At 43.6% G+C, this 20,237-nt stretch carries 18 protein-coding genes; 8 read left to right on the plus strand and 10 right to left on the minus strand.

Annotated elements, in window-relative coordinates; all coding sequences use genetic code 11:
* Positions 1-29: 29 nt before the first annotated feature.
* Positions 30-1,520 carry a hypothetical protein gene (locus tag ACMFL8_RS09370; RefSeq protein WP_413190784.1) on the minus strand — a complete coding sequence of 497 codons (1,491 nt, stop codon included), beginning with the start codon at positions 1,518-1,520 and terminating at the stop codon, positions 30-32.
* 216 nt (positions 1,521-1,736) lie between these two features.
* The gene (locus ACMFL8_RS09375) at positions 1,737-2,198 is read right to left on the minus strand and encodes a SlyX family protein (RefSeq protein ID WP_413190785.1); all 462 of its coding nucleotides are present in this window, start codon (positions 2,196-2,198) and stop codon (positions 1,737-1,739) included.
* Between the two features lie 63 nt (positions 2,199-2,261).
* On the opposite strand from ACMFL8_RS09375, the gene ACMFL8_RS09380 reads away from it, so the two are divergent.
* From ACMFL8_RS09380 to ACMFL8_RS09405, 6 genes are all read left to right on the plus strand, one after another.
* Entirely contained in the window at positions 2,262-4,205 is a 1,944-nt protein-coding gene (locus ACMFL8_RS09380) for an ATP-binding cassette domain-containing protein (protein ID WP_413190786.1), read from the plus strand.
* A 516-nt stretch (positions 4,206-4,721) separates the two neighbouring features.
* Positions 4,722-5,306: a ubiquinol-cytochrome c reductase iron-sulfur subunit gene (gene petA, locus ACMFL8_RS09385; RefSeq protein ID WP_194618925.1), complete on the plus strand. Its 585-nt coding sequence runs from the start codon at positions 4,722-4,724 to the stop codon at positions 5,304-5,306.
* A gap of 7 nt (positions 5,307-5,313) precedes the next feature.
* Entirely contained in the window at positions 5,314-6,534 is a 1,221-nt protein-coding gene (locus ACMFL8_RS09390; RefSeq protein ID WP_010199888.1) for a cytochrome b N-terminal domain-containing protein, read from the plus strand.
* The gene (locus ACMFL8_RS09395; RefSeq protein ID WP_189581025.1) at positions 6,534-7,247 is read left to right on the plus strand and encodes a cytochrome c1; all 714 of its coding nucleotides are present in this window, start codon (positions 6,534-6,536) and stop codon (positions 7,245-7,247) included. Before ACMFL8_RS09390 ends, ACMFL8_RS09395 begins: the two co-directional genes overlap by 1 nt.
* 205 nt (positions 7,248-7,452) lie before the next feature.
* Positions 7,453-8,067: a glutathione S-transferase N-terminal domain-containing protein gene (locus tag ACMFL8_RS09400; protein ID WP_413190787.1), complete on the plus strand. Its 615-nt coding sequence runs from the start codon at positions 7,453-7,455 to the stop codon at positions 8,065-8,067.
* Positions 8,068-8,371: 304 nt separating this feature from the next.
* Complete coding sequence (locus ACMFL8_RS09405; protein WP_413190788.1) at positions 8,372-8,809, plus strand: ClpXP protease specificity-enhancing factor; 438 nt, start codon at positions 8,372-8,374, stop codon at positions 8,807-8,809.
* 148 nt (positions 8,810-8,957) lie between these two features.
* Here the strand turns inward: ACMFL8_RS09405 and dcd are convergent, their stop codons facing one another.
* The 7 genes from dcd to ACMFL8_RS09440 all read right to left on the minus strand — a co-directional run bounded on the left by dcd (position 8,958) and on the right by ACMFL8_RS09440 (position 15,099).
* Complete coding sequence (gene dcd / locus ACMFL8_RS09410) at positions 8,958-9,533, minus strand: dCTP deaminase (protein WP_010199897.1); 576 nt, start codon at positions 9,531-9,533, stop codon at positions 8,958-8,960.
* A 127-nt stretch (positions 9,534-9,660) separates the two neighbouring features.
* A complete protein-coding gene (locus tag ACMFL8_RS09415) occupies positions 9,661-10,764 on the minus strand; it encodes a DUF2804 domain-containing protein (RefSeq protein ID WP_413190789.1) in 1,104 nt (367 codons plus the stop codon).
* A gap of 23 nt (positions 10,765-10,787) precedes the next feature.
* The gene (locus ACMFL8_RS09420) at positions 10,788-11,213 is read right to left on the minus strand and encodes a hypothetical protein (protein WP_413190790.1); all 426 of its coding nucleotides are present in this window, start codon (positions 11,211-11,213) and stop codon (positions 10,788-10,790) included.
* Positions 11,214-11,296: 83 nt separating this feature from the next.
* Positions 11,297-12,523 (minus strand): iron-sulfur cluster carrier protein ApbC, encoded by a 1,227-nt coding sequence (apbC, locus tag ACMFL8_RS09425; protein WP_189581016.1) that lies wholly within the window; start codon positions 12,521-12,523, stop codon positions 11,297-11,299.
* Between the two features lie 196 nt (positions 12,524-12,719).
* On the minus strand, positions 12,720-13,520 hold the full coding sequence (locus tag ACMFL8_RS09430; RefSeq protein WP_352310006.1) for a 3-hydroxybutyrate dehydrogenase: 801 nt from the start codon (positions 13,518-13,520) through the stop codon (positions 12,720-12,722).
* A gap of 57 nt (positions 13,521-13,577) precedes the next feature.
* Positions 13,578-14,207 carry a CoA transferase subunit B gene (locus ACMFL8_RS09435; RefSeq protein WP_413190791.1) on the minus strand — a complete coding sequence of 210 codons (630 nt, stop codon included), beginning with the start codon at positions 14,205-14,207 and terminating at the stop codon, positions 13,578-13,580.
* A gap of 178 nt (positions 14,208-14,385) precedes the next feature.
* Entirely contained in the window at positions 14,386-15,099 is a 714-nt protein-coding gene (locus tag ACMFL8_RS09440) for a CoA transferase subunit A (RefSeq protein WP_010199924.1), read from the minus strand.
* Between the two features lie 402 nt (positions 15,100-15,501).
* Between ACMFL8_RS09440 and ACMFL8_RS09445 the strand changes: the two genes are divergently transcribed.
* The gene (locus tag ACMFL8_RS09445; protein ID WP_189581005.1) at positions 15,502-16,917 is read left to right on the plus strand and encodes a GntP family permease; all 1,416 of its coding nucleotides are present in this window, start codon (positions 15,502-15,504) and stop codon (positions 16,915-16,917) included.
* A gap of 341 nt (positions 16,918-17,258) precedes the next feature.
* Complete coding sequence (metG, locus tag ACMFL8_RS09450) at positions 17,259-19,352, plus strand: methionine--tRNA ligase (RefSeq protein ID WP_413190792.1); 2,094 nt, start codon at positions 17,259-17,261, stop codon at positions 19,350-19,352.
* A gap of 93 nt (positions 19,353-19,445) precedes the next feature.
* Here metG and ACMFL8_RS09455 read toward each other — a convergent pair whose 3' ends face one another.
* A complete protein-coding gene (locus ACMFL8_RS09455) occupies positions 19,446-19,847 on the minus strand; it encodes a hypothetical protein (protein ID WP_413190793.1) in 402 nt (133 codons plus the stop codon).
* Positions 19,848-20,237: the final 390 nt, after the last annotated feature.

Below are 20,237 nucleotides of genomic sequence, written 5' to 3' on the forward strand. Positions count from 1 at the left end.
AACCAAACTAGATATGTTTTAGTTTGATACTATTTTGCTTGGTAAGATACTTTTAAACCAAGTGCATAGCCATCATTGCTGTCAAAATCACTAACGATAGTTTTCGTTGGGATTTGACCTTGAGCATCGCCGAACCATAGATACTTGCCACCGGCTGATACCGCCCAGTTTTCAGTGAGGTTATATTTTGCGCCAAGACCAGCACTATAATACCCCTCGATAGGGCCTAGCGAGGTCACTGGATCACCAGCGCCACTATCCCAACCGACCGTACCCGTAACAGCTAATGCTGGCGACAAACGCTTGGCAAGACCCAACTCTACTAACCATTGATCTTCATCATAGCTCACTAAAGGAAGACCTTTATCATCACCTGTTGAACGCTTGCTGACTTCGTTATAAAGGGGTGGCACGATTGCAAAATCAGTCCAAGGTACCCAACGTACTTTTGCGGTAGCTAACGTCGTTTGATTCACGCCTGTTTGAAAGTCAAAGTTGACTGACTTAGGTGTAGTGATATCAATTTTGTTACCCTGAACAGGATCGCCACCCAATGCGGCAACTAGCGGATAAGTCTCATCAATATTCAAGCTATGATCGATCTCTGAACGATACGTTAACGCAGCTAGTAATGCAATCTCAGGCTTGCTATAAGAGACACCGGCTAACCAACCGTAATCTTGATCAGAGCTAATATGAGTGGTATAGCCAGTAGCAGGACCGTAAGCAATACCACGTAGGGCTACATCGGCTTGGACTTGCTGCATCACAGGGCCACCATATACTTGGAAGTTTTTATTTTCACCAAGTTTCATACCTAAGATACCCGTGACGCTTTCGGTACGAACTTCTACGTTAGTACCTTCACCGGTAGTCGCTGCTTCTGCACGTGCGGCTGCTACTGCTGCGCCAAGAGATTGAGCTTGACCTGCTAGCGTTTGCGCTTGGGTTTGGGCAGCTTGCGCTTGCTCTGCGAATCCTGCTGCTGCTTGTGGGGTCGTCGCGGTTTGCGCTTGGGCTGCAAAATTTGCGGCTGCTGCACCTGCTTGTGTTGCGCCTGCCGTCAATTGACCAATTTTCAGACCCGCATCTGCTGCGCTGCTTGCTTTGCCACCTGAAATGGCATTAACCGAAGCATCCAAATCACCTCTAGCCACGAAATTATTATCACCACTATAATCAGCAGCAGCACCGAAAGGCTCGTCGTATAAGATACCAACACTGAATGTATCATTGATATCTGCTTTTACGCCATAACGGAAAAAGTCATAAGACTCAGCGATATCATCGATTTTTTTACCTTGCTCATAAGCCTTTTTATCAGGGCCGATATAAGCATTGTCATGGCCACTGACATCACCATCGATGTAAGTGTAAACCGCTTCAGCGTAGGTACCGTCTTGCAAAAAGGCGGTAACGTCTTGTCCTGAACGATCAAGACCAGCAGCACTAGCAGCGCTAGCAACAGAGAAAGCAGCAATAGCTACTGTAAGGGTTTTTAGGTGAAAGGTGGCCCGCATTGTGTATCTCCAAACATCCGCATTGTTTTACCGCCGTACCAAAAATTGCTAGGTAGGCAGCAGCTAAGGAGAAGGATACTAATGTCTTTTTTACCTTAAGACAACTGTAAAAATACATTATTACCGAATTATGACTAGACAGTCATCGACCATTAACCATATTCAAAAGTAAGAATATATTCTAAATAGAGACAGCTTCTCTTATTTTAACGGTTTTTAATAATGCGGTGGCCTATCAGACATAACATCAAATGGAGCAATTCCTCCTTCGGTATCTTGGCTTTCAACTTGCTTGTAAATAAGCTGCAATTGACGTTGTACAGTCTGAATATGCTTGTCTTGCCGAGCGATAACTTCATCGAGTCGCTCTACCGTTAGCTCCAGATGAGCCATGTTCATCTGTAACTCAATCACTTGAAGTTGTAGATCGCTTTGGGCAGCAGATGAATTGCCTTGAGGATTGATTAAAGGTGTCGTTGGTGGGACAGATTGATCCATATTTTTCTCTAAGTGATAGCATTCATATACTGAATTTGCTGGAATATTCATTTTTGATTGATGACCGTGAAATGGTAGCAATTCATAAGCGATAACATGCATAGCATATTGACTACCAATAAATAGCAATAAAATAGTACTGATAAACCATTTACTCGCACTACAGTCAGGTGGTGGCATGTTATACTGCTGCCAATTTTGCAACAACCCCTACCTCACTATTATATAAGCTTAAGATATTTTATGGCACTGATACATCTAAAAGATATTCACCTCGCATTTGGCGTGGCTCCCGTTCTTGATGGCGTTGATTTTGCGATCAATGCTGGCGAGCGTGTGTGTTTGATTGGTCGCAATGGCGAAGGCAAATCCACTCTGTTTAAGTTGATCAATGGCTCATTGCAGCCTGATAGTGGTGAAGTCATCATCAATAGTAGTGTACGTGTTGCTATGCTTGAGCAAGACGTACCAGAAACCAGTGGCCGCATACTGGATATCGTCATGGGTGGTAGTCGTCGCACTGCTGATCTGCTGGTTAACTATAATAAGCAAGTCGATATGTGTGCCAATGGTGATATGGATGCCTGTGAGCGTATGGCCGACTTACAGCATGATATCGATGCAGTACATGGCTGGGATTTAGAGCGTGATGCCACTCGCCTTATTACTACGATGGGCCTTGATCCAGATGATGACTTGTCGTCGCTGTCTGGTGGACGTAAGCGCCGCGTACTACTTGCGCGCTCACTAGTTACCAAGCCTGATGTGCTGCTTCTCGATGAGCCTACCAACCATTTGGACGTTGAGAGTATCGAATGGTTAGAGCGCTTCTTATTGGATTGGCAAGGTTTGACATTGTTGTTCGTTACCCATGATAGAGCATTTGTGAATAAACTGTCGACGCGCATCATTGAGCTTGATCGCGGTCAGTTGACCAGCTATGACGTAACCCAAGGTGAAGGTGGCTACGCACGCTATCAAGAGCTAAAAGAGCTACAGTTATTGGCTGAAGAAAAAAATAACGCGAACTTTGATAAAAAATTGGCGCAAGAAGAAGTTTGGATTCGTCAAGGAATTAAAGCTCGCCGCACCCGTAATGAAGGCCGTGTCCGTGAGCTAAAAGCCTTACGTGAAGAGCGTGGCGACCGCCGTGAACAAGTGGGCAATGTAAACATCACCATGGGTCAAGGCGAAAAAAGCGGCAAGCTCGTCTGCAAAGTTAAGAACTTGCATCTTGAGTATGATGGCAATGTATTGGTTGATAACTTTACGACGACTATTATGCGCGGTGATAAAATCGGTATTGTCGGGCCTAATGGTGCTGGTAAAACCACGCTTATCAAAGCCCTACTCGATATGTCTGATGACGAAGTCACCAAGACAGGTAGCGTAGAGCTAGGAACCAATCTAAAAATCGCGTTTTTCGATCAGTTACGTGATCAGTTAGATTTAGAAGCGAGTGTTGCACAAAACGTCTCAGAAGGCTCAGATTTCGTCGAAGTTGGCGGTCGTAAGACACACATTATGAGCTATTTGCAAGATTTCTTATTTGCTCCAGAGCGTGCACGTACACCTGTTAAGGCATTGTCTGGTGGTGAACGTAACCGCGTCCTACTTGCCAAGCAACTATTGAAGCCTGCCAATATTCTAGTACTCGATGAGCCAACCAACGATTTGGACATGGCGACACTTGAGCTATTAGAAGAATCAGTCGCAAGCTTTGGTGGTACGATTTTGCTCATCAGCCATGATCGCTCATTTATGGATAACGTCGTCACCTCAACATGGGTATTCGGCGAAGATGAAGATGGCAAAGGGATCGTCAAAGAGTACGTCGGTGGCTATCAAGAGTATCTGGTACAAAAAAATCGTGAACAAGCAGCACAAGCTGCTAGAGCGCCAGTAAGTAATACAAATGCAGCAAATAAATCAGCTAGCAAGCAAGCAGTAGCAAAACCTAGTATCACAGCCAAAAAGCTCAACTATAATGAACAGCGTGAGTTAGACAATTTGCCAAAAGAGATTGCAGTGCTTGAAGCTGAACAAAATGAGCTGCAAGAAAAACTGGCTGACGGCTCATGGTTTACTAAAGACTTCGATGCGGCAACAGGAGCTAGTGAGCGCTTACTAGTGATTGAAGATGAAATGATGAGCAAGCTTGAGCGCTGGAGCACACTTGAAGGCTAGAATGAGTCGCTAAAACGTACTTTTAAATAGACACATTCCATGAACCGATATTTCAAGTTTCTATCCATGGCATATTTAAAGGCCAAAATAATCACCATGCTATTAATAGTGTGGTGATTATTCGTTTACGACCACTTACACAGAGATTAGGGACTGAAAGTTAGTGAACATTCCCTCGATTTCAAGTATCATTCGCTATTGCTAAATACCCTTATTAATTATAAGGTCATCGCGCTGACAAACCTTGCTGGCATAAAAACAGTAACGATACGGTGATATCCAAGCCATCGTGGACAAATAATGTTGTTCAACCTCATACTATGTCCTATCAAGGTTGCTTTATTTTTAACGCAATAATTTATTTTATGACCAAAATAGCTTAGAATAGCAACAATTAGCAAAATTAGGCACAGCTAAAGTGGCTTGATATTGTATCTATATTTTTTAAGCCAATATTCTCTAAGCCACAAACCCAGTGTGGGATAATCCCATTTCATTCACCTGGAGGAAGTATTAATGAGCCATGCCGAAGGCGTTAATGTAAAACGCCGTAGAGTTCTTATTGCCTCGACTGCCGCGATTGGTGCAGCTGGGGTAGCTGCCTTGGCAACACCTTTTGTCCGCTCTTGGACGCCAAGCGCAAAAGCTGAAGCTGCAGGAGCTGCAGTGACCCAAGATATCGGTTCTATCGAAGATGGACAAATGATTGTCATCAAATATCGTGGCAAACCTATTTATGTGGTTAAGCGTACCGAAGATATGATTGCAGGATTAGAGTCAGTCGAACCATTGCTGTCTGACCCAAACTCTCTTGCCTCTTTACAGCCTGAATACTGTACGAATCCTACGCGCTCTTTAGAACCAACTGTGTTGGTCGTTGAAGGCGTGTGTACGCATTTGGGCTGTGCGCCGAACTATCGCCCTGACGTTGGTGCCGCTGACTTAGGCGGTAATGACTGGTATGGCGGATTTTTCTGCCCCTGCCACGGTTCTAAGTATGACTTAGCAGGTCGCGTCTTTAATGGCGTTCCAGCACCGCTTAACTTACCCATCCCAGAGTATAATATGGATGGTACCATCTTGACGGTTGGGGAGGCTTAATATGAGTATGGGTAAAAAAATCATGCACTGGGTGGACGCGCGCTTTCCGGCGACCGAAACCTATGAATATCACATGTCCAAGTACTACGCACCAAAAAACTTTAACTTTTGGTACTTCTTTGGTGTGTTATCTATGGTCGTACTGGTCAACCAATTGGTGACGGGTATCTGGCTAACGATGATGTACAACCCAAGTGCCGAAGGGGCATTTGCGTCTGTTGAATACATCATGCGTGATGTGAAAGGCGGCTGGCTTATTCGCTATATGCATTCCACTGGCGCCTCGGCGTTCTTCGTGGTGGTCTATCTGCATATGTTTAGAGCCTTGCTTTACGGTTCGTACCAAAAACCACGTGAGCTTATTTGGCTCATCGGTATGGGTATCTATCTAGCATTGATGGCAGAAGGTTTCTTCGGATACTTGCTACCTTGGGGCAACATGTCATTCTGGGGTGCACAGGTTATCTTGAACTTACCTGCCGCGTTGCCAGTGATTGGTGACGGTCTTGCCGAATGGGTACGTGGTGATTATATTATCTCCGGTATCACCCTAAACCGCTTCTTTGCCTTACACGTTGTCGCTATTCCTTTAGTGCTCGTGGGTTTGGTCTTTATGCATTTAGTGGCACTGCATCATGTGGGTTCGAACAACCCTGATGGCATCGACATTAAAAAGCTAAAAGATAAGAACGGCGTGCCATTAGACGGTATTGAGTTCCATCCGTACTACACCGTTCATGATATGGTTGGTATTGTGGTGTTCTTTATCCTGTTCTTTGCAGTGGTATTCTTCTTCCCAGAGGGCGGCGGATTCTTCCTTGAGCCACCAAACTTTGAGACAGCGAACTCGCTGAAGACGCCTGCTCATATTGCACCAGTATGGTATTACACGCCATTCTATGCCATTTTACGTGCAGTCCCTGACAAGCTGGGTGGTGTGATTGCGATGGGTGGTGCGATTGCCGTATTGTTCTTGATACCATGGCTCGATAGATCGCCGGTACGCTCTATACGTTATAAAGGCATTTTATCTAAAATTGCTTTAACCGTGTTTGCGATTAGTTTCTTAGTTTTAGGTTACTTAGGCGCGACGCCAACAACACCAACAGCAACATTGATGGCTCGTATCTTCACTGTCTTGTATTTCTTGTTTTTCTTACTGATGCCAATTTATACTTCTATCGAGAAGTGTAAACAGCCACCAGAACGCGTTACCGGAGGTCACTAATGAGCACGCTAATTAAATCCCTAGCTGGTTTAGGCTTAGGCGCGGCACTGACTTTGACTGCTGGTACTGCACTGGCAGCGGGCAGTGGGTGTGGCACATTCACCAATGCTGAGGGTGTCGAAGAGCACTTACTCTGTAGTGAAGCCCCTATCGACTTTACCAATAAAGGCTCACTACAAAACGGTGCCAAGACTTTTATGAATTACTGTGCAGGTTGTCACTCAGCACAGTATGTTCGTCACTCTCGCATCGCTAAAGATTTAGAGATTCCACCTGAGCTGGTCGAAAAATACTTGATGGTGACGACCGATCAGATCGGTGATCATATCAATGCTGAGATTGACCCTGAGGTTCAGGCCTCATGGTTTGGTGCTGCGCCACCAGATTTGTCACTTGAGACAAGACTGCGCGGCGATGACTGGGTATATACTTACCTACTATCATTTTATGAAGATCCAAGTCGTCCTTGGGGCGCCAATAACCTAGTGCTTGCAAACGCTGCAATGCCTCATGTCTTGCACAACATGCAAGAAAAATTGAGTCAAGAAGAGTTCGAGTCTGAGGTCGGTGATTTGGTTAACTTTATGGCGTGGATGGGTGAGCCTGCTCGTCACGACCGTCAAGTAATTGGTTTCTTCGTCATTATCTTCTTATTGGTTTTACTCATCCCAGTCTACTTGCTCAACAAAGAGTTCTGGAAAGATGTAAAATAAATAGAAGTAGATAGCATAAAAACTAAGCATTATATAAGGCACTACTTCGGTAGTGCCTTTTTTATGTTTTGATGGTTTAATATCTAATGAAAACTCAAGACATCAGACAAATAAAGCGCTCACCAGCAACATTTACGCGAGTTACCTTGATAAACACAGCGACTTTGTTTACGATGACAACCTTCACTATTAACATTAGGCTTTCATGATTGATGCGAATGACATTCCCAGTAGTCAGCTGATTTTATACGCTGATGACGGCTACGACAGTCATGTAGTACGCCTATTACTTGAAGAAAAGAAGCTCGCTTATTATTTATCACGTTTGCATTCTGAGCGTCCTGAAGATTTGACTGAGCTCAACCCCTATCACACCTTGCCTGTTCTGCAACAGCGCGAGATTGCGCTCTATGAAATTAACGTCATCTTTGAATATCTTGAGGAACGTTATCATGCCAATAAACTGCTGCCTGACACCCCGCAAGAGCGAGCTCAGTTTCGTCAATTGGCATGGCGTATACAACGTGATTGGTTGGTGCTCGGTAAGCGACTGCTTATGCATCCCGATAGCTTTAACAAAGCACAAGCTGCCTTGGCAAGAAAGCAACTCGCTGATTCATTGATTACCTTATCACCGCTGTTTGCTCACAAGTCTTACTTTATGGCGGATGAGTTTGGTTGGTGTGATGTACTACTCGCGCCTTTATTATGGCGACTTGAGGAGATGGGCATCGAACTACCTCGGGCTATTAGTCGTCCGTTGTTTGACTATCAAACGAGAGTCTTTGAGCGCAGTAGCTTTCAAAAAAGCGTGCGTTAATTAGTGCGTGTCTTCAATTTACTCGATAGTCATCTAAATGGGCTAAAAATGGCTAAATCTTGCCAAACATCGTCAAATGGCTGGTTAATATCCCGATATTATCTGCGCTATTTTTCTTGTTTGACGGCAATTTATCTCATTTTTATCACCATTTTTGAAATGAAGACACGCCCTAGACAAGTATAAAAAGCTGTCCTAGAATAAGTACCAATAAAACAGACGTTAAGTAGCCTTTATCCTCTGATAAATTACTGAAATAACTGTCTTTTAATTATAAAATATCATTAGTATAGGAAATCATCAGATGAGCGAAACCACCTCTATTACTCCGACCCGCCCCTACATGGTACGTGCGCTATACCAGTGGATAGAAGACAATGACCTGACTCCCTATCTGATGGTCGATGCAACGGCTGAAAATGTGCAAATTCCAACCGAACACGTGCAAGATGGTCGTATTGTCTTGAATATCGCCAGCCGTGCCACTGGTAATATGAGTATGGAAAATGACTATATACATTTCAGTGCGCGTTTTGGCGGCGTGTCACAAGATATTTGGGTACCACTGACGGCGGTGCTAGGTATTTATGCGAAAGAGAACTCGCAAGGGATGTTTTTTGATCCCAATGAATATGACAATTATCAGCCTGAAGGCGATTCACCAGTTGCTGCTAAGAAAAACCCAACAGCAGCACCCAAGCCGAAACGTGATAATAAAGCAGGCTTAAAAGTCTTAAAATAGTCGGTTTTTCTACATAAAAAAGCTGGTCGTATTGAATACGGCCAGCTTTTTTGTTGTCAGTCTAAAAGTGTAACGGCTTTTAAAACGCTTAGGTTTTTGGCGCTTAGGTTCTTGGCGCTTAGGTTCTTGGCGCTTGGGTTTTTAACGATTAGGTTCTTGGTAAAGTCACACCGCGCTGGCCTTGGTATTTACCACCGCGATCTTTGTAACTGGTCTCACATACGTCATCAGCATCGCTTTGGAAAAATAGCATCTGCGCCACGCCTTCACCCGCATAAATACGCGCTGGCAAATTGGTAGTATTACTAAATTCTAAAGTCACATGCCCTTCCCACTCAGGCTCAAGCGGTGTGACGTTGACGATAATTCCGCAACGGGCATACGTTGATTTACCAAGGCAAATCGTTAATACGTCACGTGGAATACGGAAATATTCCATGGTGCGTGCTAGCGCAAATGAGTTGGGCGGAATGATGCACTCATCACCGACGATATCAATAAAACTTTTTTCATCGAAATTTTTAGGATCAACGACGACTGAATGCACGTTGGTGAAGACTTTAAACTCAGGGGCACAGCGCACGTCATAACCATAGCTTGACGTACCGTAGCTGACCAAACGCTCACCTGCATCATTAAATCGTACTTGACCCGCTTCAAATGGCTCAATCATGCCATGTTCTTCGGCCATTTTACGAATCCAGCGGTCAGATTTGATAGACATTGTTGTTCCTTAGCAAATATTTAATAGCGACGATTATACGGAATTGAAGGCTCAATTTATAGAGCAATGGCGACTTTAAAATTAATACGTCCAATAGCCTAATTATCATCAACCTATATTTTACAATCTACCATTTGGCAAAGTGATCTTCTGCTAAGCCCATCACCTTATCAAACTTAATCACCTCATTTTTGATGCGAATCTCACCACTATAAAAGCCAAGCCACTGCTCAAAGATACTGGCAAGCACACCAAAGTTATCCGTCTTCTTATAAACGGTCATCGGTGTAAAGGTTAAGTCAATATCCACGTTGCTCCAGCCTAGATTCTGATGATAGACACGCCAAGTATTTTGCACGGATGTATCCAAATCTTTACGTATAAATAGCACCGGTGGTAGATAATAAATCTGCCCAGCCAGCCAGCACGCATTTTCGCTAACCCCTGTTTCATTGACGCCCATCGACAAGTTCAACGTAAAATGACGACCATCGGGCAAATAGTGATTAATACAGGTCCAGAACCAATTGGTCTTGTGACGCATATAGCCGAGCGTCCAATCTAGATTGGCGATAGTCGTTTGGGAAAAGTGGATTTGTTTGGCTTGGGCATCAGTGTTAAATTTTGAATTGGCTTTAATAAGCAAATGACCAGATATGGCTGTTAATGGCTCTTTTTGCGTAAACGTCCAGCCACGCCTGCCAGTTGGTGTGCAGATAGCCAGTGGCTGCGCTTGCCGCGCCAGTGTCGCATGTAATGCGATATATTGACTGTCCAGCGCCACCTTAACTTGTGAAGGCATAAAGTCTAGTGTCACGGTTAAATTCGCATGGACAAACGCCATTTGCCCTTGATGACAATCACCCTCCAATAGCGTATGACGAGTCAACGGCTGCAATGCTTCACAAACCTCCAACTCATCCGTCTCATCGTTGTAAAGATAAACAAAAGCACTGGTTGCCAGCTTAATCGTCGCCAATGCTAGACAGACTCGATAAGGCGGCTGAATGATTTGGATAAAGCAGAATTGGTTGGCCTTTAATTCTTTGCGCCAATTTGGTAAGGTTTTTTGTGAGATAAGATGGCTGTGATAGTCCAAATAATTGATATTTTTGACGTGAGCAAAGATGCCAAAAGTAGGCTGACCGTTTTGAACAAGCTCATTGAGAACAACTGGCTTAATGCGGGTGGATAAGTGTTGTTGATTTTGGTCGTTGCGACTTTGATTCATGATTAAGGCATCCTAGCCATAGTTCATTGAGAAACTACCTGTCCTTGGTAGCTGACTGCGGTACTTATAACGCTTCTTTTTGCCTGCCTTGAGGCTGCCCAAATTGCCTCTCTCACCGCTTTAATCTCTATCGACGTCAATCCATCTGCCAGCTCTTCAGTCACATTGACTACGGCAAAACCATTTATGCCAAATGGATGTTTGGGAAATTTAAGCAGTAGATCAGTCAGCGCCTGTAATGCTTTAAAAAAATCGGCAATGACCATTCGACGATTGCTAAAATCAGCATGGACTTCATAGCGTTTGCTACTCCCATCTTTATAGTAGCAAACGGCAATCAATTGATTGTTTGAGAGTTCAATCACATATATCGGTGGGCGGAATAATTTCAGTAACCTATACTGTTTGGGAATATTGTCTAAATGACGTTGATAAATCGATAAGCTCACAATATTCCCTTTTTAAAAATCCAAGCCCTTCAAACTTTACTTACTTAGGCTATTTAACTATTACTAGAAGCCATTAAAAACCATTAAAAAATACGCTTATCATCGATAGGCTTGGCAAATTTATTAATATTGGCTTCAATATTTTTAGCAATGCTCATATAGTAAGGTGCAAATTCATCATCGGCTAAGACACTTGGCTCACCTTTATCCACTTGTGCACGAATACCGCTCGCTAATGGCAACTGACCTAACAGCGGCACTTGATATTGCTCAGCGATTTTTTCACCGCCACCTGTGCCAAAGATAGCTTCGGTATGATTACAGTTGCTACAGGTATGCAGCGCCATGTTTTCGACCACGCCAAGCACTGGTATATTGGTTTTGTTAAACATCTCAACGCCTTTCTGCGCATCAAGTAAGGCAATATGCTGCGGCGTCGTGACAATCACGGCGCCCGTTACGGGAATGCGCTGTGCTAGCGTCAATTGGATATCACCCGTACCCGGTGGCATATCAATCACTAAGTAATCTAGCTGCGGCCAATTGGTTTGATTATACAGCTGCATCAAGGCACCAGTGGCTTTTGGTCCGCGCCACGCGACAGGCGTATTGTCACCGTCGAGCAAGCTGCCAATCGATAGCATCGCCATGCCATGCGCATTGATAGGAACGAACTGCTCATTTTCTAGCTCAGGTCTGACATTATCGACGCCCAGCATGGTTGGCATACTAGGGCCGTAGATATCGGCATCGAGCACGCCAACACGGTTGCCCAGCTTTTGTAATGCCAAGGCGATATTGACGGTAGTTGTTGATTTACCAACACCGCCTTTACCTGACGCCACCACGATAATATGACGAATACGCGGATGCGCTGTCAATGATGCTTGTGTCGGTGCGGCTTTGGTAATCGGCGGTTCGGCATCAGTTGTCTTACTACCAGTCGTTTCTGACGACTTGCTTTGGCTGTCCATTGCATTGGTGGTCTTGGGCATTGCCTTCGGTAAGCTTGATCCTGTCCCTTTCGCTGGTGCTGGCAGACGGACATTCATGTGAATCGCTTTGATACCGTGCGGATGTAGCAGCTGCCCGAGCTCTTGTTGGATGATTTCAGGGTTACTATTTACGGGAAGACGCAAATCTAAGGTAAGCTGATCGCCATCGCGCTCAAGTCCTGTGACCATGGTGGCAATGCTAATGGTACCTACTTCGTAACCAAGCAGTACCTTGTCCACAGCACTATCGCGCTCTGCCCGCTGCTCTGGTGTTTCTGTTTTTTTGGTGGAGGTTTTCTTCATAAAGTTAAACATAGTGACCGTTACTGCCTATACAAGTGGTTAGGTATGGTAAAAACTCAGTGAATACTGTCGTAAATAGCGTCAACAATATAGCTCATGAGCATGTTAGCCAAACCTTTTATGATGACAGTGTAGCTGAATTGGACGCATAAAAAAACCACAACGCCAGTAGGACTGACGTTGTGGTTTACATAGTTATATCTGTATATTAATTCATAAACCAACCATGACTGGCAACGATAGACTGACCCGTAAATACATTGCTTGGGAATGCTGCTAAAAATAGTGCCAACTGAGCAATGTCTTCGACCGTCGTGAATTCTTTGTCGACAGTATTGACCAACATAATATCATTCACTACGGATTCTTCGCTAATGCCTTTTTCAGCCGCTTGTTGCGGGATTTGTTTTTCGACCAAAGGCGTTTTGACAAAGCCAGGACAAATCACATGCGCGCGCACATTGTGCTCGGCACCTTCTTTTGCCAATACTCGGCACAGTCCAAGTAGTCCATGCTTAGCAGTCACATAAGGCGCTTTAAACATTGATGCTTCATGCGAATGCACAGAACCCATATAAATGACCGTACCGCCTTTATCGTCTTTGTACATATGCTGTACGGCAGCTTTGGTGGTCAAAAATGCCCCATCTAGATGAATAGCGAGCATTTTTTTCCAGTCGTCAAATGCCATTTTATTGATTGGGTCGATGATTTGAATACCAGCATTGGAGACGAGAATATCAATCCCACCAAAGGTATCGACTAGCTGCTGCACACCTGCGTTTACCGCATCCTCTGAAGTAACATCCATGGCAATTGCCAATGCGCGCCCACCAGCCGCTTCGATAGCATCAACTGTTTTCTGCGCTGCTTCAAGATTAATATCTGCAATACCAACCGCAGCGCCTGCTTTTGCATAAGTTTCAGCGATGTCACGACCGATACCACTTGCAGAGCCAGTGACCAACGCTACCTTCCCTGTCAAATCATGCTGTAATTGAGTCGCCATCTTTTATATCCTTTCATTACATAGCTTTTCTGAATACTATTATTGGGCAATGCTCACTTATTGGGCAATACTCACTGGCGTTTTTTCTTGGAGTTCTTCGAAGCTGACCCCGTCTGCCAGCTCAACTAACTTCAAGCCACTGTCAGTCACATCGAGTACCGCAAGCTCAGTAATGATACGATCAACGACCCCTTTACCCGTTAATGGTAGCTCACAATTGGCAAGGATTTTTGGTTCTCCGTGTTTGTTGACTTGCTCCATCAACACAATGACTCGCTGCACGCCAGCGACTAAATCCATTGCACCGCCCATGCCTTTGACCATTTTTTTAGGAATCATCCAGTTGGCCAAATCCCCTTTTTCTGAGACTTCCATCGCGCCCAATATTGCAAGATTAACATGACCGCCACGAATCATCGCAAAAGACTCTGAACTACCAAAATAACTGGCGCCTGGTTCTGCGGTCACTGTTTGCTTGCCAGCGTTAATCAAATCAGCATCGACATTTTCTGCCGTTGGAAACTCGCCAATACCTAGCAGGCCGTTTTCTGACTGTAGCCAGACATCCACATCTTCAGGAATATAGTTGGCAACTAGGGTTGGTAGACCAATACCTAAATTTACGTAATAGCCATCTTCTAATTCTTTTGCGGCACGCTGTGCCATCTGCTCTCTTGTCCATGCCATGGTAATTTCCTTATTTTTATAACCACCCCAAAAAATATGATTAGCGGTGTCAAACTCGCTGAGTCTACTAAATGTAGCACTTTCACTCGTTTTCCTTGCTACTCCAATTTTCGGAAATGGTATTACAATATTTTATTATTAATGTCATCTTTTAGAAATATTTCGATAATGCTATCAATTAAGCGCCTTCGGCTGCCTTGATTGTCGTCTTTTCGATACGCTTTTCAGGGCTGTTATTTAATACAATACGCTGCACAAAGATACCAGGCAGATGCACTTCATCAGGATCGAACGTGCCAGTCTCTACAATTTCTTCTACTTCGACAATGGTAATTTTGCCTGCCATGGCGCAGTCTGGATTGAAGTTACGGGCGGTTTTGTTAAACATTAAGTTGCCCGATTTATCTGCTTTTTGCGCTTTGATTAATGACACATCAGCACGCAATGTATGCTCAAGCACATAAGTGCGCCCATCAAAATCACGTGTTTCTTTACCTTCAGCTACCAGTGTGCCGACACCAGTTGCTGTGTAGAATGCAGGAATACCTGCGCCGCCCGAACGTAGTTTTTCAGCCAACGTTCCTTGCGGGGTCAGCTCAACTTCTAACTCACCTGCCAAATATTGACGCTCAAACTCTTTGTTTTCACCCACATAAGAGGAGATCATTTTTTTGATTTGGCGAGTTTGTAATAACAAACCAAGACCAAAGTCGTCGACACCTGCGTTATTACTAATACAAGTTAAATCCTTCACCCCACTATCACGCAGAGCTTCGATTAACGCTTCAGGAATACCACACAGACCAAAGCCGCCGATAGCAAGGGTTTGTCCATCGCTAACGATGCCTTTTAGCGCTTCTTCGGCACTGCTATATACTTTTGATTGACTCATACTAAACTCCTTTTTTATTTAATATTTTATATGCAGCTTTACTTATGCAGCTTGACTAGGGCGTGTCCTCATTTTAAAAATGGTGATAAAAATGAGAGCACCCCTTAACATTCAAAATTATAAGAACTATTATTTAAAGTAATACATTCTATATCGGTATATCATATATAAAACACTTATGCTAACTTAGCACATTATTCTCATAGCGACTAGAGGATATCCATAAGACAGAAACCATAAGGAAGAGCGCAGCCGCTGAGTGTATCGCCTATCAACACTTCATCAGTACAAATATGCATGACATAACAACCATTTACCATGCTGTACTGCTGAATTTTACCATTGACTCCTATTGATATGCTCTAAATACTCGCTACTTTAATTTTGCCAAGGAGGGCCGTCATGTTTAGTACACTTGCTATTGTCATTACTCTATTATTACTCATGTTTTTTGCTTATCGCGGTTATTCTGTGCTGATCTTAGCACCGATTATGGCGACATTAGCCGTCTTACTGTCAGGTGATTTTTTAAGTACGATCCCTGCCTATACTGATGTATTTATGGGTGCATTGAGTGGATTCTTACTCAAGTTCTTCCCTATATTCTTGCTAGGTGCACTGTTCGGGCGTTTGATGGCTGACTCTGGCGCGGCAACCGCCATTGCCAATACGGTCGTCGAAAAGCTCGGTGCCAGCAAAGCCATTCTTGCTGTGATTTTGGTCTGTGCCATTTTGACCTACGGCGGTGTGTCGTTATTTGTCGTGGCATTTGCCATTTATCCAATCGCCAAAGACTTGTTTAAAGCCGCTGATATTCCGAAACGCTTAATTCCAGCTGCCATTGCGCTTGGGTCATTTACCTTTACCATGACTGCATTACCGGGCACGCCAGCCATTCAGAACGCTATTCCAATCCCTTATTACAATACCAACGTATTTGCCGCGCCTATTTTGGGTATTATCGGCGGTACTATCATGTTTATTTGCGGTTGGTTGTGGTTGCAATCACGTGCCAAAAAAGCCAATGCAGCGGGCGAAGGCTATGGTCAGCATGATGATGAAGATGTGGGCGGTGTTGGTGCAACTGCAAAAGAAGCTGAGGTATTAAGTACTCACCAAACCTCATTTACGGTTGCTATGATTCCGCTGGTATTGGTCATCGGCTTGAATGCCTTATTAACTTATGCAATTTTTCCTTCGATAGACTTCAGTAGTCTACAAGCCCAGTTTCCAGACCTAAATATCGCAGGCTCACTTGGATTATGGTCAATCATCATCTCATTAGTCTTGGCTTGTGTGGTGCTAATTTTGCTGCGTATTGGTCATTGGAACAATCTACAGAAAACCATTAACCGTGGTACTTATGATTCTATGTTGCCGATTTTTAATACCGCATCAGAAGTGGGTTACGGTGCAGTTATCGCCTCATTAGCAGGCTTTCTTATCATTCGTGACAGCATTCTAAACTTAACTCCTGATAACCCGCTCATCTCAGAAGCGGTCGCTATGACCACACTTGCTGGCATTACCGGTTCATCGTCTGGCGGTTTGAGTATTGCGCTATCGACATTGGGTGAAGATTATCTAAGAATGGCGGTCAATGCTGGTATCGACCCTGAACTAATGCACCGTGTGGCCGTCATGGCGGCAGGTGGTTTAGATACGCTGCCACACAGTGGTGCGGTCATTACTTTACTCGCCATTTGTGGTTTGACCCATAAGCAGTCTTACTTAAACTTAGCCATGGTTACGATGGTCATTCCATTGGTGGCTGTGGTTGCTGTTATTACCTTAGGTACTATGTTTGGCTCATTCTAAGCTAGCTTAGTTATTTACTATTACTGACTACTGGTATCTAAGCGAATAATGGATAAATAAAAAACCCACTTGGCAAAATGCTTGGTGGGTTTTTTGTGGCTGCTCTATAACCATTCTATAACTATCAAATATGGCGCAAGCCTATTGTTTATGGCTGACAGATGCCTGACAAACGATAAGTAATTACTAAGGAATATCACAAATTTATCTGAATTACGGTATCATAGGCACACTTTTTGAATTTTTATTATTTTTAGTATTGATAACATCGCATCGACGAGTGACTAACCGCTTAAGATGTTCGATAACTAACCCGTTTTTATAAAAATATAGGTGATTTTGTGCGTGAGATTCTAGTAACCAGTGCGCTGCCCTACGCCAATGGCTATATCCATTTGGGGCATCTTGTAGAATATATTCAGACCGACATTTGGGTACGTGCCATGAAAGCGCAAGGTCATCAGGTTACCTATGTCTGCGCGGATGATGCACACGGTACGGCGATCATGCTCAAAGCTCAAGATAACGGCATCACACCAGAAGAGCAGATTGCGACAGTTAAAGCTTCACATGAGGCCGATTTTAGTAAATTTTTGATTGATTTTGATAATTATCATTCAACCCATTCAGAAGAAAACAAGCATTTCTCTGAGCTGATTTATCGTCGTCTTAATAGCGCTGGGCATATCAGCACTAAAGATGTCGAGCAACTTTTTGATCCCGAAAAGCAATTGTTTTTGGCCGATCGCTTTGTCAAAGGCACTTGCCCTGAATGCGGATCAGCTGACCAATACGGTGACAACTGTGAAGTATGTGGCACCACATATAATGCCACCGAACTTAAAGACCCACAGTCTACGCTATCGGGCGCGACACCTGTGCTCAAAACCTCTAAGCATTATTTCTTTAATTTGCCAGAGTTTGAGCAGTTCTTAAAAGATTGGACACGCAGCGATAACCGTTTGCAAACCTCTGTTGCCAACAAGCTACAAGAATGGTTTGAAGCCGGTTTAGCCACTTGGGATATCTCACGTGATGCGCCCTATTTTGGTTTCCAAATTCCAGATACGCCAAGCGATGAGCCAGACAAATATTTTTATGTATGGCTAGATGCACCAGTTGGCTACATGGCAAGCTTTAAAAACCTATGCGATAAACGTGCAGGTACAGACCAAGCGCTTGATTTTGACCGTTACTGGATGCAAGAAAACGAGCACAAAACCGAAGTCTATCATTTCATCGGTAAAGACATCGTTTACTTCCACGCCTTGTTTTGGCCAGCGATGCTAGCTGGTAGCGAACTCCGCACACCAACTGGCGTCTTTGCTCACGGCTTTTTGATGGTCAATGGCGAAAAGATGAGCAAGTCACGCGGCACCTTTATCAAAGCCGAAACTTATGCTGAGCATTTGCATCCTGAATACTTGCGTTATTACTTTGCCAGCAAACTGTCTGACAAAGTTGAAGACATTAACTTAGATTTAGAAGACTTTATGCAAAAGGTCAACTCTGACTTGGTTGGTAAAGTCGTCAATATCGCCAGTCGTAGCGCTGGATTCTTGGTGAAAAAATATGACGGCATGCTGTCAGAAGTTTGCGTCGAGTCAGAGCTATTAGAAGACATCACCAAAACGGGTGATGAGATTGCTGCTGCCTACGAGAACCGTGAGTTCTCGCGTGCCATGCGCTTGATCATGCAGTGTGCAGACAAGGCTAATGAATACATTGATGACAAAAAGCCATGGTCACTGGCCAAAATTGAAGGCAAAGAGCAAGAAGTTCAAGATGTCTGCTCGGTAGCCATTAATATCTTCCGTCAGTTAATGGTTTATCTTGCTCCTGTCCTACCTGAACTGACCGCCAATGCAAAAGAGTTTTTGAACATTGATAGCTTAGACTTCGCAAGCCGTAACCAATGGTTGCTGGGTCATAAAATCAACAAGTTCAAACCACTCATGCAGCGTATCGAAGAAAAAGATGTTGCTGCGATGGTTGAAGATTCTAAAGCATCATTAGCTCAAGCAGACGCTCCTGCCGCAACTGAAAGTAGCAAGCCTGCCGCAAAGGATAAAACACCTGCAACAGATGCAAGTGCTGACCAAGCTGATTATATCGGTATCGAAGACTTTGTCAAAGTTGAAATGAAAGTGGCTCACGTCTTAGCCTGTAACCATGTAGAAGGTGCGGACAAGCTATTACAGTTCACGCTAGATGTTGGTGAAGACAAGCCGCGCAATGTGTTCAGTGGTATCCGTAAGTTTTATGAGCCTGAGCAACTGGTTAACAAAAAGGTCATTTGCGTGACCAACCTTGCGCCGCGCAAGATGAAATTTGGCGTATCAGAAGGCATGGTGCTATCAACTGGTGATCCAAAGACAGGATTGACGGTCGTTACCTTGCCTGATGCTTGTATCGTCGGTGACGTGCTAGCTTAACGGTGATTTTTGGTAGTAAAAAATAAAAAAGATGCCCTAGAGGCATCTTTTTTATGGTTGATTTATAAAATGGTTAAAAATCGAATCTTATATTTATCTGGTTAAAACATCGATGATCTGCAACGTATCATTAATCACCGTCACAATATTGTTTTCTGGGGTGCGAAGACGGACGTAACGATCATCATAACGGTCCAAAACGACAGAACGATCATAATCTCTTTTATCAATATTGCCGACTACTCTGTAACCATATTTATCGAGATCACGCTTAAATGAGGCATTCGAGCTAGCATTGCGATAAGCATTAATATTTGGGTGGGCGTTGCCACTATGCTTGTAATCTTTACTAATATGAGCAGAGTTACCCTTGGCGTTTCCGTGCCCATTACCGTTACCATTTCCATGATTGTCTTTTGCCATAGCAGGCAAGCAAATTAATGAAGTAGCCGTGATACCGGCAATGATTAATAGTTTAAAATTAGCAGTGTTCATATTATTATCCTTAAAATATTCATTCGAAAAAACTTAAGGAGATATTAGAGTGTGCTGTACATTCACCACGCCAGCGTAATAATGGAATGGTAAAAATTTTAGACTCACAATAATTCTCGTATCAAAATTAGCTTACTTTAATTATAAAGCGAGTTCGTAATAGGTGCGTTGCTAGCTTGTAGGCTTTTTAATTGTAATTATATTGAACAAAAAAATGTCCTTAGTGGCATCTTTTTCTTATAGCAATCTCTAAAATATCAAAAAAAAGTTATGATTTTCATTCTATCTATCACCATAACAAACGCAAATTAATTTTTTATTGCGATAAGTTACATTGCTGTCATAATATAGCCATCATGATCAAGGGATCGATCACCTCAATGTTAGCCT

The sequence above is a fragment of the Psychrobacter sp. AT9 genome, assembly GCF_047272965.1.
GTDB lineage: Bacteria > Pseudomonadota > Gammaproteobacteria > Pseudomonadales > Moraxellaceae > Psychrobacter > Psychrobacter glaciei.

Excerpts from the sequence above, each read along its gene's own strand:
- ACMFL8_RS09370 (WP_413190784.1), bottom strand. The coding sequence starts at position 1,520 with ATGCGGGCCACCTTTCACCTAAAAACCCTTACAGTAGCTATTGCTGCT.
- ACMFL8_RS09375 (WP_413190785.1), bottom strand. The coding sequence starts at position 2,198 with ATGCCACCACCTGACTGTAGTGCGAGTAAATGGTTTATCAGTACTATT.
- ACMFL8_RS09380 (WP_413190786.1), top strand. The coding sequence starts at position 2,262 with ATGGCACTGATACATCTAAAAGATATTCACCTCGCATTTGGCGTGGCT.
- petA (WP_194618925.1), top strand. The coding sequence starts at position 4,722 with ATGAGCCATGCCGAAGGCGTTAATGTAAAACGCCGTAGAGTTCTTATT.
- ACMFL8_RS09390 (WP_010199888.1), top strand. The coding sequence starts at position 5,314 with ATGGGTAAAAAAATCATGCACTGGGTGGACGCGCGCTTTCCGGCGACC.
- ACMFL8_RS09395 (WP_189581025.1), top strand. The coding sequence starts at position 6,534 with ATGAGCACGCTAATTAAATCCCTAGCTGGTTTAGGCTTAGGCGCGGCA.
- ACMFL8_RS09400 (WP_413190787.1), top strand. The coding sequence starts at position 7,453 with ATGATTGATGCGAATGACATTCCCAGTAGTCAGCTGATTTTATACGCT.
- ACMFL8_RS09405 (WP_413190788.1), top strand. The coding sequence starts at position 8,372 with ATGAGCGAAACCACCTCTATTACTCCGACCCGCCCCTACATGGTACGT.
- dcd (WP_010199897.1), bottom strand. The coding sequence starts at position 9,533 with ATGTCTATCAAATCTGACCGCTGGATTCGTAAAATGGCCGAAGAACAT.
- ACMFL8_RS09415 (WP_413190789.1), bottom strand. The coding sequence starts at position 10,764 with ATGAATCAAAGTCGCAACGACCAAAATCAACAACACTTATCCACCCGC.
- apbC (WP_189581016.1), bottom strand. The coding sequence starts at position 12,523 with ATGTTTAACTTTATGAAGAAAACCTCCACCAAAAAAACAGAAACACCA.
- ACMFL8_RS09430 (WP_352310006.1), bottom strand. The coding sequence starts at position 13,520 with ATGGCGACTCAATTACAGCATGATTTGACAGGGAAGGTAGCGTTGGTC.
- ACMFL8_RS09435 (WP_413190791.1), bottom strand. The coding sequence starts at position 14,207 with ATGGCATGGACAAGAGAGCAGATGGCACAGCGTGCCGCAAAAGAATTA.
- ACMFL8_RS09440 (WP_010199924.1), bottom strand. The coding sequence starts at position 15,099 with ATGAGTCAATCAAAAGTATATAGCAGTGCCGAAGAAGCGCTAAAAGGC.
- ACMFL8_RS09445 (WP_189581005.1), top strand. The coding sequence starts at position 15,502 with ATGTTTAGTACACTTGCTATTGTCATTACTCTATTATTACTCATGTTT.
- ACMFL8_RS09455 (WP_413190793.1), bottom strand. The coding sequence starts at position 19,847 with ATGAACACTGCTAATTTTAAACTATTAATCATTGCCGGTATCACGGCT.